At 72.2% G+C, this 14,441-nt stretch carries 12 protein-coding genes and 1 tRNA gene; 8 read left to right on the top strand and 5 right to left on the bottom strand.

Annotated elements, in window-relative coordinates; all coding sequences use genetic code 11:
* Genes ABZT04_RS17445 through ABZT04_RS17435 form a run of 3 tightly spaced genes read left to right on the top strand, consistent with a single transcriptional unit; the run spans nucleotide 1 to nucleotide 3,100 of the window.
* On the top strand, nucleotides 1–822 hold the full coding sequence (locus ABZT04_RS17445; protein WP_356057341.1) for an alpha/beta hydrolase: 822 nt from the start codon (nucleotides 1–3) through the stop codon (nucleotides 820–822).
* Entirely contained in the window at nucleotides 819–2,021 is a 1,203-nt protein-coding gene (locus ABZT04_RS17440; RefSeq protein ID WP_356057339.1) for a glycosyltransferase, read from the top strand. The genes ABZT04_RS17445 and ABZT04_RS17440 overlap by 4 nt, the downstream gene beginning before the upstream one ends.
* A complete protein-coding gene (locus ABZT04_RS17435) occupies nucleotides 2,018–3,100 on the top strand; it encodes a class I SAM-dependent methyltransferase (protein ID WP_356057337.1) in 1,083 nt (360 codons plus the stop codon). Before ABZT04_RS17440 ends, ABZT04_RS17435 begins: the two co-directional genes overlap by 4 nt.
* A 181-nt stretch (nucleotides 3,101–3,281) precedes the next feature.
* Here ABZT04_RS17435 and ABZT04_RS17430 read toward each other — a convergent pair whose 3' ends face one another.
* Nucleotides 3,282–4,046 carry an SIS domain-containing protein gene (locus ABZT04_RS17430; RefSeq protein WP_356057335.1) on the bottom strand — a complete coding sequence of 255 codons (765 nt, stop codon included), beginning with the start codon at nucleotides 4,044–4,046 and terminating at the stop codon, nucleotides 3,282–3,284.
* A gap of 119 nt (nucleotides 4,047–4,165) precedes the next feature.
* Here ABZT04_RS17430 and ABZT04_RS17425 point away from each other — a divergent pair, with 119 nt between their 5' ends.
* Nucleotides 4,166–5,050, top strand: coding sequence for a MurR/RpiR family transcriptional regulator (locus ABZT04_RS17425; RefSeq protein ID WP_356057333.1), 885 nt, complete (start codon nucleotides 4,166–4,168; stop codon nucleotides 5,048–5,050).
* A gap of 24 nt (nucleotides 5,051–5,074) precedes the next feature.
* Here ABZT04_RS17425 and ABZT04_RS17420 read toward each other — a convergent pair whose 3' ends face one another.
* Together ABZT04_RS17420 and ABZT04_RS17415 are read right to left on the bottom strand one after the other, a co-directional pair.
* Nucleotides 5,075–6,094 carry a BadF/BadG/BcrA/BcrD ATPase family protein gene (locus ABZT04_RS17420; RefSeq protein WP_356057331.1) on the bottom strand — a complete coding sequence of 340 codons (1,020 nt, stop codon included), beginning with the start codon at nucleotides 6,092–6,094 and terminating at the stop codon, nucleotides 5,075–5,077.
* A gap of 40 nt (nucleotides 6,095–6,134) precedes the next feature.
* Complete coding sequence (locus ABZT04_RS17415; protein ID WP_356057329.1) at nucleotides 6,135–7,613, bottom strand: glycoside hydrolase family 3 N-terminal domain-containing protein; 1,479 nt, start codon at nucleotides 7,611–7,613, stop codon at nucleotides 6,135–6,137.
* Nucleotides 7,614–7,829: 216 nt separating this feature from the next.
* Here ABZT04_RS17415 and ABZT04_RS17410 point away from each other — a divergent pair, with 216 nt between their 5' ends.
* From ABZT04_RS17410 to ABZT04_RS17400, 3 genes are all read left to right on the top strand, one after another.
* Nucleotides 7,830–8,855, top strand: coding sequence for a lysylphosphatidylglycerol synthase transmembrane domain-containing protein (locus tag ABZT04_RS17410; protein WP_356057327.1), 1,026 nt, complete (start codon nucleotides 7,830–7,832; stop codon nucleotides 8,853–8,855).
* A 51-nt stretch (nucleotides 8,856–8,906) separates the two neighbouring features.
* Nucleotides 8,907–8,978 (top strand) — tRNA-Gln (locus tag ABZT04_RS17405).
* 3 nt (nucleotides 8,979–8,981) lie between these two features.
* Nucleotides 8,982–11,339, top strand: coding sequence for a hypothetical protein (locus tag ABZT04_RS17400; RefSeq protein WP_356057325.1), 2,358 nt, complete (start codon nucleotides 8,982–8,984; stop codon nucleotides 11,337–11,339).
* Nucleotides 11,340–11,357: 18 nt separating this feature from the next.
* On the opposite strand, the gene ABZT04_RS17395 is transcribed toward ABZT04_RS17400, so the two are convergent.
* Entirely contained in the window at nucleotides 11,358–11,972 is a 615-nt protein-coding gene (locus ABZT04_RS17395) for a TetR/AcrR family transcriptional regulator (protein WP_356057323.1), read from the bottom strand.
* A gap of 162 nt (nucleotides 11,973–12,134) precedes the next feature.
* On the opposite strand from ABZT04_RS17395, the gene ABZT04_RS17390 reads away from it, so the two are divergent.
* Complete coding sequence (locus ABZT04_RS17390; protein ID WP_356057321.1) at nucleotides 12,135–12,593, top strand: cupin domain-containing protein; 459 nt, start codon at nucleotides 12,135–12,137, stop codon at nucleotides 12,591–12,593.
* A gap of 7 nt (nucleotides 12,594–12,600) precedes the next feature.
* Here the strand turns inward: ABZT04_RS17390 and ABZT04_RS17385 are convergent, their stop codons facing one another.
* Nucleotides 12,601–13,860 carry an alpha/beta hydrolase-fold protein gene (locus ABZT04_RS17385; RefSeq protein WP_356057318.1) on the bottom strand — a complete coding sequence of 420 codons (1,260 nt, stop codon included), beginning with the start codon at nucleotides 13,858–13,860 and terminating at the stop codon, nucleotides 12,601–12,603.
* Between the last annotated feature and the right edge of the window lie 581 nt (nucleotides 13,861–14,441).

Below are 14,441 nucleotides of genomic sequence, written 5' to 3'. Positions count from 1 at the left end.
ATGGCGATGGTCGACACCGGTCAACTCCGGTTGCACGTACAGCGAATGAGCCCGCCCGAGAACCGCCGCCCTACCGCGACGGCGGTGCTGGTGCACGGGCTGCTCACCGACAGCCTGGCCAGCTACTACTTCACGATCGCCCCGCCGTTCGCGCTGGCCGGCATCGACGTGGTCATGTACGACCTGCGCGGCCACGGCCGGAGCGGGCGCCCCGACACCGGCTACACCCTCGACGACAACATCGACGACCTGGAGGCGCTCCTCGACCGACTGGAGGTGACCGGCCCGGTGCATCTGGTCGGCAACTCCTACGGCGGGACGGTCGCGTTCGGCTACGCGGCCCGGCATCCGGAGCGCGCCGCCAGCGTCTCCCTCATCGAGTCGGAACCGGCGACCGCGGCCTGGGCGCCGAAGCTCGGCGGCATCCTGCACCGCGTGCTGCACGAGCTGGCGCACAACGAGGACGACGCGCTCGCCTGGATCAGCGCGAACCGCGGCCACAACACCGCCCGCCTCGCCAAGGGCGCCGCGCGGCTGGCCCGGGAGACCTCCCTCTCCCGGGACATCCCGCTCAGCAAAGTCCTGACGGACGATCAGGTCCGTGCCGTCCGCTGCCCGGTGCTCGGCATCTACGGCGGCGACTCGGACCTCGCCCTGCTCGCCCCGTGGCTGGAGTCCATGCTCCCGGACTGTCGGACCGTCGTCGTACCCGGCCACGAGCACTCCGTGCTGGTGGAGGCGGCGGGCACGGTCGGCACCCACATCCTCTCCCTGATACAGCGGGCGAGCGCGACGGGGGCCGCCGAGGTGGCGGCCCGGTGAGCCGGTTCCTGTTCGTCGTACCGCCTTTGGTCGGCCACATCAACCCGGCGGCGGCCGTGGCGACCGAACTCGCTTCGCGCGGCCACGAGTTGGCGTGGGCATGCGCCGATCCCGCTCTCGTACGGCGACTCGCCGGGGAGTCGGCGCGGGTGTTCCCGTGCGCCGGACCGGTGCCGGGCACGGGCGAGGGCATCCGGCCGCCCGACATCCGCGGCCCCGAGGCGCTGAAGTTCCTGTGGGAGGCCTTCCTCGCGCCGCTCGCCGAGCAGATGGCGCCCGGAGTCGCCGCCGCCGTCGCGGAGTTCGGGCCGGATGCGCTCGTCGCCGACCAACAGGCTCTGGCCGGTGGGCTGGTGGCGGAACGCCTCGGCATACCGTGGGCGACCTCGGCCACCACCTCGGCCGAGTTCACCGACGTCCTCGCGGGGATGCCCAAAGTCGCCCTGTGGCTCGACGAGTTGCTGCACGGACTCCGCGCCGGCATCGGCGACCCGTCCGGCACCGCCGACCCGCGCTTCTCGCCGCATCTGGTGCTGGCGTTCAGCACTCCCGAACTCGTCGGCCCCGAGGCGCGGCAAGGCGAGCAGATCCGCTGGGTCGGCCCGTCGATCGCGCCCCGCCCGGCCGCGCCGGACTTCCCCTGGGACTGGCTGGACCCGGCCCGCTCCCTGGTCCTGGTCAGCCTCGGCACCGCCAACACCGACGTGGGCGCCCGTTTCCTCACCGAGTGCGTGACGGCACTGCGGGCCCGAACGGACCGCGTCCAGGCGGTGATCGCGGATCCGGGCAACGCGCTCGACGCGGCCCCCGAAGAACAGGACAAGGACCTCCTGATTCTCCCCTCGATCCCCCAACTCCCGCTCCTCGAAAGGGCGGACGCGGTCGTCTCGCACGCCGGGCACAACACGGTCTGCGAGGCGCTGTGGCACGGCGTCCCCCTCGTCGTGGCGCCCATCCGCGACGACCAGCCGGTGATCGCCGGGCAGGTCACCGGCGCGGGCGCGGGCATCCGGGTCCGCTTCGGCCGGGTCACCGCACCGAAGCTGGGCGCGGCGATCGACGCCGTACTCCACGAACCCGACCACCGCGCCGCGGCGGGCCGCATCCGTACGGCGTTCCGCGCGGCCGGAGGCAGCCGTGCGGCGGCGACCCATCTGGAGCTGCTGGCCACCGGCGCGCCCTTCAAGGAGACCCAGTGAGCAACGCGGACGACCTCAAGGCACCGAGCCGCAACGACCAGGTGGCGGCCCTGCGCCCGATCTACCAGGCCGACCTCGCCGACGGCCTGGCCCGCTTCTTCGAGCCCAGGCGCGAGACCTGCCCCTGGTGCGACTCGTCGCGGCTGCGGACCCGGTTGCGCACGAAGGACCTGATCCAGCACAAGCCGGGCACCTTCGTCCTGGACCGCTGCGAGGACTGCCGGCACACGTTCCAGAATCCCCGACTGAGCCCGGCGGGGCTGGAGTTCTACTACCGGGACTTCTACGACGGCCTGGGCGAGAAGCAGTTGGGCAACACGTTCGCGGCCCGTACCAAGATGTACGAGCAGCGAGCACAGTCACTGCTCCCGCACTCCCCGACTCCCAAGAACTGGCTGGACGTCGGCACGGGTCACGGCCACTTCTGCGAGTCGGCCCGCACGGTGTACCCCGACACCACCTTCGACGGCCTCGACTTCACGGACGGCGCCGAACTCGCCGAGCAGGCGGGCCGGGTGGAGCGCGGCTACCGCGGCAGCTTCCCCGAACTGGCCCCGGATCTCGCGGGCCACTACGACGTCGTCAGCATGTTCCACTACCTGGAGCACAGCACGGAGCCCGAGCGCGAACTGGCGGCGGCACACCGGGCGGTGCGCCCCGGCGGCCACCTCCTGATCGAGGTCCCGGACCCCGACAGCCGGTACGCCGCCCTCCTCGGCCGCTGGTGGCTGCCCTGGCTCCAGCCCCAGCACCTGCACTTCATCCCGGTCGAGAACCTGCGCCGCCGCCTCACCGACCTGGGCTTCACGGTCGTGGCGGAACAGCACGCCGAGCCGCACGACCCGGTCGACCTCCTCGCCGGAACCTGGCTGGCCCTGGACACGGCCGCGCCCCGCGACAACCTCCCCTGGCTCCCGAAACCCCCGACCGGCGCCGCCCGCACGCTCCGCGCGGCGGTCCTGATCGCCGGCATCCCGGCGCTGATCCTGGGCACGCTCCTGGACCGGTTCGTGGTGAAGCGGCTGTCGGCCCGGCTGGGGGTGTCGAACGCCTATCGGCTGGTGGCCCGGCGCGACTAAGCAGTCAGGACACGTCGGCCGTCGTCGCCCCCCATTGAATGATGCATTCACCGCGTCTAGCATCACTCGGTGATTCCATCATTTTCCGTCTGACTCTCGTCGAGCACGGCGCCAAGGGGCGACGAGCGGCCGCGGCCCGGTTCCGGGGGCTCCGGCCGCCCGTCTCCGCCCCTACGACGGGTCAGCTCGCGGTACGGCGGATGCGTCCCTCGTAGCGCTTCTCCAGCTCCAGATTGCCCTCGAAGCCGCCCGGCACATTGGCCGAAACGTATACGGGAGGCCGCTCCCCCGAGGCGAGCAGCCGGCCCGCCGCCTCCGCGACCGACAGTTGGACGAGCATCGCGCCGGTGAGAGTGGACAGGGCGCAGACCACGCCCCCGCCCGGGAGTTCGAGGAGGGCGTCGCCGCGCGGGGCCGCGTTGTCGAGGACGACGTCGGCGAGGTCGGCGAGCTTCTTGCCACTCGGGTGGGCCGCGGGGACGGCGCTGGTGTGGGCGAGCGAGGTGAGGGCCAGCAATCGGTGGCCGCGCTCCTTCACCCTTAGGGCCATCTCCACGATCACCTTGTTGACACCGGAGTTGGAGACGATGACGAACAGGTCCTGGGGGCGTGGCCCGGCGAGGTCGTAGAGGCGGTCGGCGATCCCGGCCCGCCGCTCCAGCAGCGGATCGTCGAGGACGCTCGGGTCGTCGCCTCCGTAGAGGACGAGGTCGGCGATGCTGAGGCGGTTGGTGGGCACCAACCCCCCGGCCCGGCCCGCGAGTTCGAGGACCAGGGCCTGGGAGTGGCCGGTGCCGAAGGCCTGGATGACGCCGTCCGTGCGGACGCAGTCCGCGATGAGCCCGGCGGCGCGGGACACGCTGTCCCGGCTGGACTCGGTGACGCGCTGGAGGACGGCCAGGCTCTCGCGCGCGAAGGTCTCAGCGCTCACGGACTCGGCGGACACGAAAGTCTCCCCACCGGTGGATCAAACCACCTATTTATTCCTAGAATATTGAATCAATGAATCACACACGGTCCTGGTATTCAATCGAGGGCCTCTGGGGTGGCTGATACCTTCTGCACATGCCCCCGACAGACGTCACCTCCCTGATCCGCGCCGAGCTGCCCCGGCTGGCCGGCTCGCTGCGTAAGGTCGGCGAGCTGATCCTGGAGGATCCGGCCGCCGTCACCCACTGCTCGGCCGCCGAGCTGGGTCGCCGCACCGGCACCTCGCAGGCGACGGTGACGCGGTTCTGCCGGGCGGTGGGCCTCGACTCGTATCAGCATCTGCTGATCGAGCTGGCCCAGGAGCGCGGCCGCGGCGAGGTCTCCGACTGGGGCACGGCCGAGATCGGCCCGGACATCTCCCCGGACGACGATCTCGAACGGGTCGTACAGGTCGTGGGCAGTGCGGATCTGCGCGCGGTGCAGCACACCATCGACCGTATCGACCTCGACGCGGTGGAGCGCGCGGCCACGGCCGCCGCCCGCGCCCGGCGCATCGACGTCTACGGCATCGGCGGCAGCGGGGCGATCGCCCAGGAGACCGAGACCCGGCTGTTCCGGATCGGCTGCGCGGTGCGCGGCTGGACCGAGGTGCACGCGGCCGCCACCTCCGCCGCCCTGCTCACCCCGGCGGACGTCGCCATCGGTATCTCCCACTCCGGTGTGACCCGCGAGACCACCGAGCCGTTCGCACTCGCCAAGGAGCGCGGGGCCACCACCATCGCCCTCACCTCCGACCCCCGCTCACCGCTCGCCCGCGCCGCCGACATCCGGCTCATCTCCTCGTCCTCGGCGACGAGTTTCCCCACCGGCATCATCGGCGCCCGCCACTCCGTCCTGGTCCTCATCGACTGTCTCTACGTCCGCATCGCCCAGCTCTCCTACCAGCGCGCGAGCGCCTCACTGGCCCTCACGGACCACATCGCCGGGGAGCACGCGGTGAAGCCACGCAGGGGCCGGTAGCCTCAACCCGCGTGAAAACGACCGCTAGTTGACGTCCCGGTGGGCAAGTCGGGCAAGGGCGACCGCGCCGCCGCAGCCGTCCGGTACCCAGTCGAGGGTCAGGCCGAGGGTGTGGAGGCGGGCGGCGAGGGGGGCCGTCAGAGGGCCTTCGGGGCCCAGCAAACCGCCCGTGGCGACGATCCGTTCACCGAAAGCCGGTTGCAACGCCCTTACCGTGTCGGTCAGTTGGTCCGCCGCCTCGTCGAGAATCCGCTCCGCCACGGCGTCCTTCCCGTCGGCCGCCTCGACCACCAGCGGGGCCAAGCGGGCGAGACGGACGGGGAGTTCGGCCATGACGGCGGGGAGGACATGCATGCGGTAGGCCTCGCGGTGGGCGCCGGACCAGTCGCCGTCGCCGGGGAGTACCGCGTCGGGCACCCCCAGCGCCCGCCCCACCGAGACCGCCAGCACCGTCGCCGCTCCCCGGCCGTCCGCCATGCGCAGCGCGGCCCGTACCGCGCTCCGGCCGATCCAGAAGCCGCTGCCGTCGTCGCCGAGGAGCCAGCCGTCGCCGTCCACGGTGGTGGTGGAGCGGCGGTCGGTGATGCGCAGGGCGACCGCGCCGGTGCCGGCGACCAGGGCGAGGCCGTCGGCGGGGGTCCCGGGGGCGGAGGCGAAGGCCGCCTCGATGTCGCTGCAGACGCGGATTTGGTCGGCCCGGATGCCGAGGTGCCTGAGCGCCGCGGTGAGGGCGGCGCGGGCGTTGACGTGGCCCGGTTCCTCGGCGGAGGCCGCCGTGGCACCCGCGAAACCACCGGCCACGGCCACCACACGGGCGCGCGCCCACTCGGGCACAGCCAGGGTGAGCGCCTCGACGAGATGGCCGGTGAGTCGCGGCACCGGGACGGTCAGGGCGTTTCCGGGACCGGCGACACCCTCGTCGAGGGGGCGCCCGTCCTCGGCGGCGGCGAGAACGGCGCGGGTGCGGGTGCCGCCGGCATCGAGACCGACGACGAGATCACCCACCGAACCGCCCACGGGATCCTGGATCACATCAGTGCTCATCGCCGACCATGGTTCCATCCGTGGCCGCCGCTCATGACGCTCACGCGCCCGCCAGGACCTCCGCGACCGCCCGCAGATTGACCCGCCCCCGCCCGTAGGAACAGAGGGCGCCGCCCTCCGGCAGCCCCGTGTCGACCAGTAGGGCGTCGGGTCGCCGGGCCGTCAGGGTGTCGCGCAGCCGGGCCTGCCAGGGGTGCAGGCCGGCGTCGGAGGTGGCGATCACCAGCGGGGAGCCGTCGCGCGGGATCGCGTCGACGAGGGCGGCGGGGTCCGCCGGTTCCTCGGTGAGGGTCGTACCGGTGGCCGTGGGGTCGATGGTGTGGAGTTCGGCGAGGAGGTCCTCGCCGCCCCAGTTCAGGGCGGGGTGCGGGGCCGGGAACAGGTCGACGACATGGGCGCCGCGCACCGGCGGCGGCAGGGGCCGGGAGCGTACGGCACGGCGGGCCGCCTCCGGCCCCGCGTCCGCGTCCCAGGCGGTGACCGTCCGGCGCGGGGTCGCGTACCGTTCGGCGAGCCGCCGCACCCGCCCGGCCGCCTCCCACACCCGCTCCTCGGGCAGCACCCGCGCGTGCAGCGCGTCGAGCACGGCGTCCCGGCAGGCCAGGGTGGTCTCCAAGTCCGGTACGGCGACGATGACTTGGTCCGCTCCCGCGGCGAGGGCGATCCGGGCCCCGGCCGCTTCGCCGTACGCGTCGGCGATCGCCTTCATCTCCAGCGCGTCGCTCACGAGCACACCGTCGAAGCCGAGTTCGAGCCGGAGCAGATCGCCGAGGATGCGGCGGCTCAGGGTGGCGGGGCGGTTGCCGTCCAGGGCCGGGAAGACGACATGGGCGCTCATCAGCATCGGCACGCCCGCGGCGATGGCCGCGCGGAACGGTTCGAGATCGACGAGGAGTTGGTCGTACGGCCGCGGGTCGATCGCGACACCGTGGTGGCTGTCGGTGACCGTGCCGCCGTGGCCCGGGAAGTGCTTGGCGCAGGAGGCGACGCCGCGTACGTCGGTGGCGGCGATCCAGGCGCGCAGATGGCGGGCGGCGAGGGCGGGGTCGGCGCCGAAGGAGCGGGTGCGCACGATCGGGTTGCGCGGCTGGTGCTGGAGGTCCGCGACAGGGGCGTACGAAGCGGTGATGCCCAGCGTGGCGAGATGACCGGCGAGCGCGTCGGCGCAACGGGCGGTCAGGGCCGGGTCGTCGACGACACCGAGGGCGTAGGGGCCGGGGATCTCCGGGGCACCGGCGTTCACCAAGTGGCCGATGCCACCGCCCTCGTTGTCGATGGCGACGATCAAGTCCGGGCGGATGGCGCGGAGTTCGTCGGTGAGCCGGCGCACCTGCTCGGCGTCCCGGACATTGCGGGTGAACAGGATGACCCCGCCGAGGCCCCGGTCGACGAGCCGCTTCAGCGTGTGCGGCACGGCCGTCGCACCGTCGAACCCGGCGACCAGACAGCGATGGGCCGCCTCGTCGAGATCGACGGGAAGGGCGGTGGCGGCGGCGGACGGTCGCTCGGCTTGGGTCATAATGGAATTCAAATGGCTCGATAAGCCGGAAGTCAACAAATCGATGGATTGTTGATTCAGGCAATGAATTCACCCCGGCCCCGTCAATGAGTTCGCCCCGGCCTCATTCCTTCCGCGCGGCCCCACACTCTCCGTGCCGTCCGCGTCGCCCGCCCGCCCGCACTCCTTCCGCTTACGGACACCGCGACGTCATACCAGGCGGGAACGTTTCGTCTCGTGCCCCTGCTTCCGCTCGAAGACCTCCCCGGGCCGCTCCCCGTCTCCACCCCCGGCCCCGCTCCCGTGCCCGTCCCCTTCCGCCTCCCCGCCGCGGCCCGCCTCGCCACCAAGGTGCTGACCCTGCTGCCCCTGCTGCTGATCGCGGTGTGGGCGGCGGTCGACTGGCATGCCATGTACGACGGCACCACCCGGCTGGCCTCCGCCGACCCCTGGTGGCTGCTGGCCGCGCTCTTCTTCACCTGCCTCGGCTGGGGCACCGCCGCCCTCGTCCGCCAGGGTGCCGTGCCCGAACGGCTGCCGACCGGTCTGCTGATCGCCTCGCAGTTCGCCGCCGGCGCCGCCAACCACGCCCTGCCGGCCAGCATCGGCGCCCACGCCGTCACCCTGCGCTTCCTCCAGGGCCGCGGCATCCCCCTCGCCCGCGCCACCGCCTCCCTCGCCCTGTACTCGCTGGTCAGGCCGATCGCGAAGACGTTCGTGCTGCTCGTCTTCCTCGTCTCCTTCCCCGAGATACTCCAGTTCGGCCAACTCGCGCCCAGGGGCTGGTCGTTGCTCCTCGCCTTCGGCGGTCTGGCGACCGCTCTCACCACGGCCACCGTCCTGCTGACGGCCGTCCCCCGACTGCGCCGCCCGGCGCTGCGCTGTGTCCGCACCGCCCTGACCGACGTACGCCAACTGCACACCATGCCCAGTCGGATCCTCGCCCTGTGGGGCGGAGCGGCGGCCGCCCCGGTGCTCCAGGCGACGGTGATCTTCTCGGTCGGCGCCTCGCTCGGCATGCCGCTGTCCTGGGCCCAGGTGGTCCTGGCGTTCCTCGCGGCCAGCACGGCGGTCGGCGCCGTTCCCGCACCCGGCGGGATCGGTCCCGTGGACGCGGCGACGGTGTTCACGATGGTCGCGTTCGGCGCCCCCATGGACCTGGCCACGGCGAGCGTCATCGGCTACCGCGTCCTGACCGTGTGGCTGCCGTTGCTGCCGGGGGCGCTGATGCTGTCGGCGCTGGTCCACCGGAAGGTGCTCTGACCGAAACCCACTTGTCCGGCCGTCCGTCGCGGGTCTAACGTCGCTGCTCATCGGCGTGTAGCTCAGTAGCAGAGCACCGGGCTCTGGACCCGGAGGGCGCGGGGGCGGAACCCGCCACGTCGGCTTATGGATGACGACGCTGAGCAGCAGCACCTCACCCCGGCGCCGGGCTATGCCCTGGGCCAGTTGGCCAAGGCCTTCACGACCGCGCTGACCCACGAGGACACCGACACCCGCCGTCGCGCGGAGGGCCGCGCGAAGCGCTGGCGTGCCGTGCTCGCGGGGATGACGGGCGGCCGACTGACGGTCGGTTCGCGCACCCCGGTGGCCGGGCTTCCGGCCTGGGTCACCCCCGAGGTACTGCGCGGCGGTTTCGCCACCGGGACCCCGGGCGCGGGCGGCCCGCTCCAGCCGTACGAGCTCGGGCTCGCGGAGCGGTTCGGCGTGCCCGCGGACCGGCGGGCGCTGTTCGCCCACTGCCTGACCGACACCGGACTCACCTGGTTGTGGGGGCAGTTGGACAGCGGGCGGTACGAGGTGACCGTGCCGGAGGAGGGCGCGCTGCTCACCATGGCGTGGCTGGTGCGGCACGGGGAGACGGCCGGTGCGCTGGACCTGGTCGCGGAACTGGAGCCGTTCGCGGGCCGACTCCGGTTCCTGCCGCGCCCGTCGACCGGTCGGCGCGGCCCGGACGTCGCCGACGCGGTGCACCGTCGTAGCGTCTCCGAAGCCGTGGACACCCTGGTCCGGAGGCGCCCCAACGCCGCCGTGGAGACCCAGCGCGAGGCACTGACCGTATGGCAGCCGTTCGGTGACGAACTGCTCGCGCACTGGCTGGAGACGGCGGGCGGGGAGGACGGTCGGGTCCTCGAACTCGCCCCGGACGACGGGTGGTTGGAGCGCGGCGCCGCCCTCCTGGACCGCTATCGACTGCTGGCCGCGGAGCACACCCGCTGCGGGAAGCACCGCGATCCGAAGCAGAACCTGGGCATTCTGCGCGGGGCCCTGGAAGAGACCGTCGCCGGGCGGCAGTTGGACGCAGGGCGGCTCGGCCTACTGCGGCACGCCGTCACCTCGATGGTGCGGCGGCGCGGTCTGCCCGGCTCCGCCCCGCACACCGAACTCCGCCGCGCCCAGGGGGCCCAGGCCGCCCTCCCCTCCCATCACGCCCTGGCCCAGGTGGCGTTGGGCCGACTCGCCGTGCTGCCCCAGGAGTTCGGCATCGCCGACCCCACCCCCGTACTCGCCCCGGTCTCCGCACCGGAGGAGCGGGAGACCGGCGTGCCCGCAGGGGCCGAACTCCCGCAGTCGGTACGCCGGGTGGTCGAACGCACGCTGAGCGCGCCGGTAGCCACCCTCGTGGAACGCGGGGTCGTCCCGTCGGCCGAGGTACTGGCCGAACTGGTACCGCAGTTGGTCGCCGTCACCACCGCACGCGCCTACGCCGACCAGGCGCTGCGGACGCTGATGGCCGCGAACTACACCGCGTTCCGCAACCGCCGTTCCCTGCTGCTGCTCAACCTGGAGCGGCAGATCCGGATCGAGGAACTGCCCTGGGTGCGGGCGGTCGAAGCGCACCGCGGCGACGGCACGGTCGAAGCCGCCCTGCTGCTACGGCAGTTGGGCGAACTGGCGGTTCAGGCGTTCCCAGGCACGATCCTGCCCAACCCGCTGGTGCGTGAACTCGGCGTGCTCGCCCGCCGGTCCGGCCTGGGCGCACCGCTGGTGGAGGAGCTGGCCGCCGACATCTTCATGGACACCTTCGGCCCCAAGTTCCTGGTGGCGGCCCGGATCGCGGGCGAACTGCTGGGCGGTTCGCTGTACGAGCGGTACTACGGCATCGACTACGCGGCGATCCGCGACCTGTCGATCGCCGAGGCGAGCAAGACGGCGGGCCGCTCGTCCGGGCCCCGGACCTCCCCGGGGTTCGCCAGGCTGTGCGCGGAGCGGGCCGCGTCGGCGTCCTCGGCCCCAGCGGGACCGCCCGGGCCCTCGTCCGGGTCCTGGGTGGCGGGCAACGGCAAGGTGATCGAGCAGTCCCAGATCCTGACCACACACAACCTGGCCACGTTGGTCCACCGGGTGGGCATCGCCCCCGCACCGGGGTGGGCCGACCTGGCGCGCCGCTGCTTCGGCGCCGTGTGCCGGCTGACGGGCCGGGTGCACCACAACCCGTGGCCGTACTCCACGATCAAGGACGCGGCTTACGCCTGGCGGCAGTTGGTGTTCCACCTGTCGCTGTGCACACCCGCCGAACAGCGGCGGGTGCTCGACGCCCTGGACGAGGAGACGGCCCGTCACCCCGGCCATGTCGCCGCTCGGCTGGCGCCCGCCCTCGCGGGGCTGCGCCTGGTCGCCGACGGTGGCACCTTCGCCGCCGACGGCTCGGCGAGCGGGGGCCGGGCCCGCCGTCTCCTCGGCTGGACGACGGACGGCCACTGGCTGGCGGCGGACCCAACTGGCGTGGCGCAGAAGGGTAGTTGAGGGACACCCAGCCCGGCCCTACACCTCCGTCGCCGTGCGCACCGCCGCCTCCGTCAGGGTCTTCGCGGTGCGTACGGCGCTGGCGACGGCCTCGTCGGGGGTGAGCCCCACCTGGTCGGTGAGGGTGAACAGCGCGTCCGCGCCGACGACCACCGCGAGGCTCCGCTTGAGCTGGACGAACGCGTCCGGGTCGGTCACGCCGAGGGTGGCGGACAGGGGCGCGAGGGCGTGGTCGATGAGTCCGAAACGGATCCCGGGCCTCATGCTCTCCATGTCCGGGCGGACGATGGTCGCGGCCATCATCGCGCGCACCCCGCCCTGACGGGCCAGTATGCCGCGCAGCAGGAACTCGCAGGCGAACGCGATCCGTTCGACCGGATCGCGGGAGTCGGCGACCGGGGCGAGCGCGTCGACGGGGTCGGGCCAGACACCGGCCAGGGCCTCACCGATCAGTGACGGCAGGTCGGGGAAGTACCGGTAGGCGGTGGCCTCGGAGACCAGGGCGGCGCGGGCGATCTCGGGCATGGTCACCTCGCTGCCCGCACCGATCAACTCGCGGGCCGCGTCCACGATCGCCGTACGGGTGCGCTGCTTCTGGTTGCTGCGGCCCGTGCCCGTCGGTGCTGTCGCCATGGGTGTGTCACATCCCCGTTCTCGCTCGGTGCGGCTGTCCGTCCCTTCGCCACTTTATCACGCCAGGCTCTCGTCATGAGAGTTCACTTGCACGACGAGAGCTGCCCCGCCTACTGTCGTCATAAGGGCGCACAACGCGCCGCGAGGACAAGGGAGTCGGCGATGAACAAGGTTTCCGTGGTCGGTCCGGACGACGGCGAGACGATCCACCTGGGCCCGGCCACCATGCGCATCCTGGAGGACGGCAGCACCACCGGCCACCGCCTGGGCATCGGCGAGATCACCCTCGCCCCGCGCACCCAGGGCCCGCCGCAGCACCGGCACGCCCAGCACGACGAGGGCTTCTACGTCGTCTCCGGCACCGTGCACTTCACCATCGGCGAGACCGTCCACATCGCCCCCGCGGGCACCCTCGCGATGATCCCGCCGGGTGCCCCGCACACCTTCGCCAACCCCGGCGACGAGCCCGCGGTGATGATCAACACCTTCACACCCGACCTGTATGTGCAGTACTTCCGCGAGCTGCGCGACATGATCGCCGGTGGCCGGGAACTCGACGCCGAGTCGACGATCGAGGTGATGGGCCGCTACGCCACGGTCCCCTCGACCGAGTTCGCCTGAGCCGGCGTCACCTGCGGGTGTTGGTGGTGGGTGTGGGCTCGGTGCCCTCGGCCCGTACGGTGCCGTGGCCCTTCTTGGCGCGGTGCTTGGGCGGTGCGACGTCCTGGGGGAAGGTGAGTTGCTGGTTCATCCACTTCAGGGCACCGGGCATCTCCCGGGTCCAGGTGGGGAAGTTGTGGCTGCCCGACTCGGGCTGGATGGACGCGACCCGCATGGGTGCCTTGACGGCCTTGATGAAGGCGAGGGTCTGCGGATAGCCCCGCTCGCCGTGCTTGCTCTCGGCGACCAGGACGGAGACCTGGGGAATGGGCAGGTGCTTCAGCCGCCACATCAGATCGTGTCCGTTGACCCGGTTGACCCGGCCGAGGCCGCTGCCGAAGAGGTTGCCGGTGGTGGGGTCGTCCTTGACCTTGTAGTCGGGCGAGAGGGCGGCGGCCGTCGAGTACACCTTCGGGTTGCGCATCGTGAGCTGGAGGGCGCAGCTGCCGCCGGAGGAGTAGCCCATGACACCCCAGGCGCTGGCGTCGCGGCCGACCCGATAGGTGGACCGCAGCGCGTGCGGAAGGTCCTTGGCGAGGAAGGTCTCGGTCTGCGGTCCGCCGGGGACGTTCACACACTCGGTGTCGCGCGGCGGGGCGATGGTGGGCCGGATCATCACCATGATGGTCGGCTGCATCTGGCCGCTCTTCTGCAGTTGTCCGGCGGTCTGCGACACCCGCAGGTACTGGGCGAGGTTGAAGATGCTGCCCGGGTAGCCGCTGAGCGCGACGACCACCGGGAAGCGCATCCTCGCGTAGGCCTTCTGGAAGTACTGAGGCGGCAGATAGACGAACGCGGGGTCTACGACACCTGTGGTGTGGCCGATGATCTTCACGGACTCCACCCGGCCGTTCACCGCGGGGGACCCGGTGGGCAGTCCGCTGACCCGGTTCAACTGCTCGTTGGAGGCGGGCTGCACGAGGGCCCCCTTCACGGCGACACCCGTCGCGCCGCCGTTGTCGTCGGCCGCCTGGGTCACGCCGACGGGGGCGGTGTCGACGTTCCCGAACAGCTCGCCCCAGGATCCGAAGAACTGGTACGACGAGTTCAGCCAGCACGCGAACGCCGCGATGATCGCCACCTGTGTCACCCCGACGGCCGCCAGCCGTCCGAGCACCGGCCGCACCCCGGAACTGGCGAGCCTTGGCCACACCCAGACCAACAACGCCACACAGACGACGGCCACGGCCGCCACCACATAAACGGTAGTCTCGCTGGTCAAACCCATGACACCAGTCCCCGGCTTCCCTTGCCAATGCTCGTTCCTTCATACAGAAGGAGGGCTACGAGTCCTTCCGCGTTCCTCAACGAACACGAATAGGACAAAGAAGCGGGTCCACGTACGTTTCCCCGGACGGCCGCGTCGTGATGTTTCGGCGGGGTGGCGGGCGGGCGTTGGATGTGGTGGGAGGGGGCGAGGCTGGGTTGCGCTGGGGCTGGGAGGCGGGCGGGCCCGGTCGCGCCCGGAGCAGAAAGCAGGTAGTCCCGGCCTCGCTCGGGGCAGAAAGCAGGCAAGCCCAGCCGCGCTCAGGGCAGGAGGCAAGCCAGACAGCCCCGCCCGGAACTGGAGGCAAGCCCGGCTGCGCCCGGAGCGGAAGACAGGCGAACCCGGCCGCGCCCGGGACGGGAGGCGAGCAAGCCAGGCCGCGACCGGGACGGGAGACAAGCAAGCCCGACCGCGACCGGGACGGGAGACAAGCAAGCCCGACCGCGCCCGGGACGGGAGACAAGCAAGCCCGACCGCGACCGGGACGGGAGACAAGCAAGCCCGACCGCGCCCGGGACGGGAGACAAGCAAGCCCGACCGCG

Source organism: Streptomyces sp. NPDC005492 (assembly GCF_040605995.1).
Lineage (GTDB): Bacteria > Actinomycetota > Actinomycetes > Streptomycetales > Streptomycetaceae > Streptomyces.
Note: the sequence above shows the minus strand (reverse complement) of the source record. Positions and strands in the feature narration are given on the sequence as shown.

What these genes read in the sequence shown, in the direction of transcription:
- ABZT04_RS17445 (WP_356057341.1), top strand. Translation starts at nt 1, where the DNA reads ATGGCGATGGTCGACACCGGTCAACTCCGGTTGCACGTACAGCGAATG.
- ABZT04_RS17425 (WP_356057333.1), top strand. Translation starts at nt 4,166, where the DNA reads ATGCCCCCGACAGACGTCACCTCCCTGATCCGCGCCGAGCTGCCCCGG.
- ABZT04_RS17420 (WP_356057331.1), bottom strand. Translation starts at nt 6,094, where the DNA reads ATGAGCACTGATGTGATCCAGGATCCCGTGGGCGGTTCGGTGGGTGAT.
- ABZT04_RS17415 (WP_356057329.1), bottom strand. Translation starts at nt 7,613, where the DNA reads ATGACCCAAGCCGAGCGACCGTCCGCCGCCGCCACCGCCCTTCCCGTC.
- ABZT04_RS17400 (WP_356057325.1), top strand. Translation starts at nt 8,982, where the DNA reads ATGGATGACGACGCTGAGCAGCAGCACCTCACCCCGGCGCCGGGCTAT.
- ABZT04_RS17395 (WP_356057323.1), bottom strand. Translation starts at nt 11,972, where the DNA reads ATGGCGACAGCACCGACGGGCACGGGCCGCAGCAACCAGAAGCAGCGC.
- ABZT04_RS17390 (WP_356057321.1), top strand. Translation starts at nt 12,135, where the DNA reads ATGAACAAGGTTTCCGTGGTCGGTCCGGACGACGGCGAGACGATCCAC.
- ABZT04_RS17385 (WP_356057318.1), bottom strand. Translation starts at nt 13,860, where the DNA reads ATGGGTTTGACCAGCGAGACTACCGTTTATGTGGTGGCGGCCGTGGCC.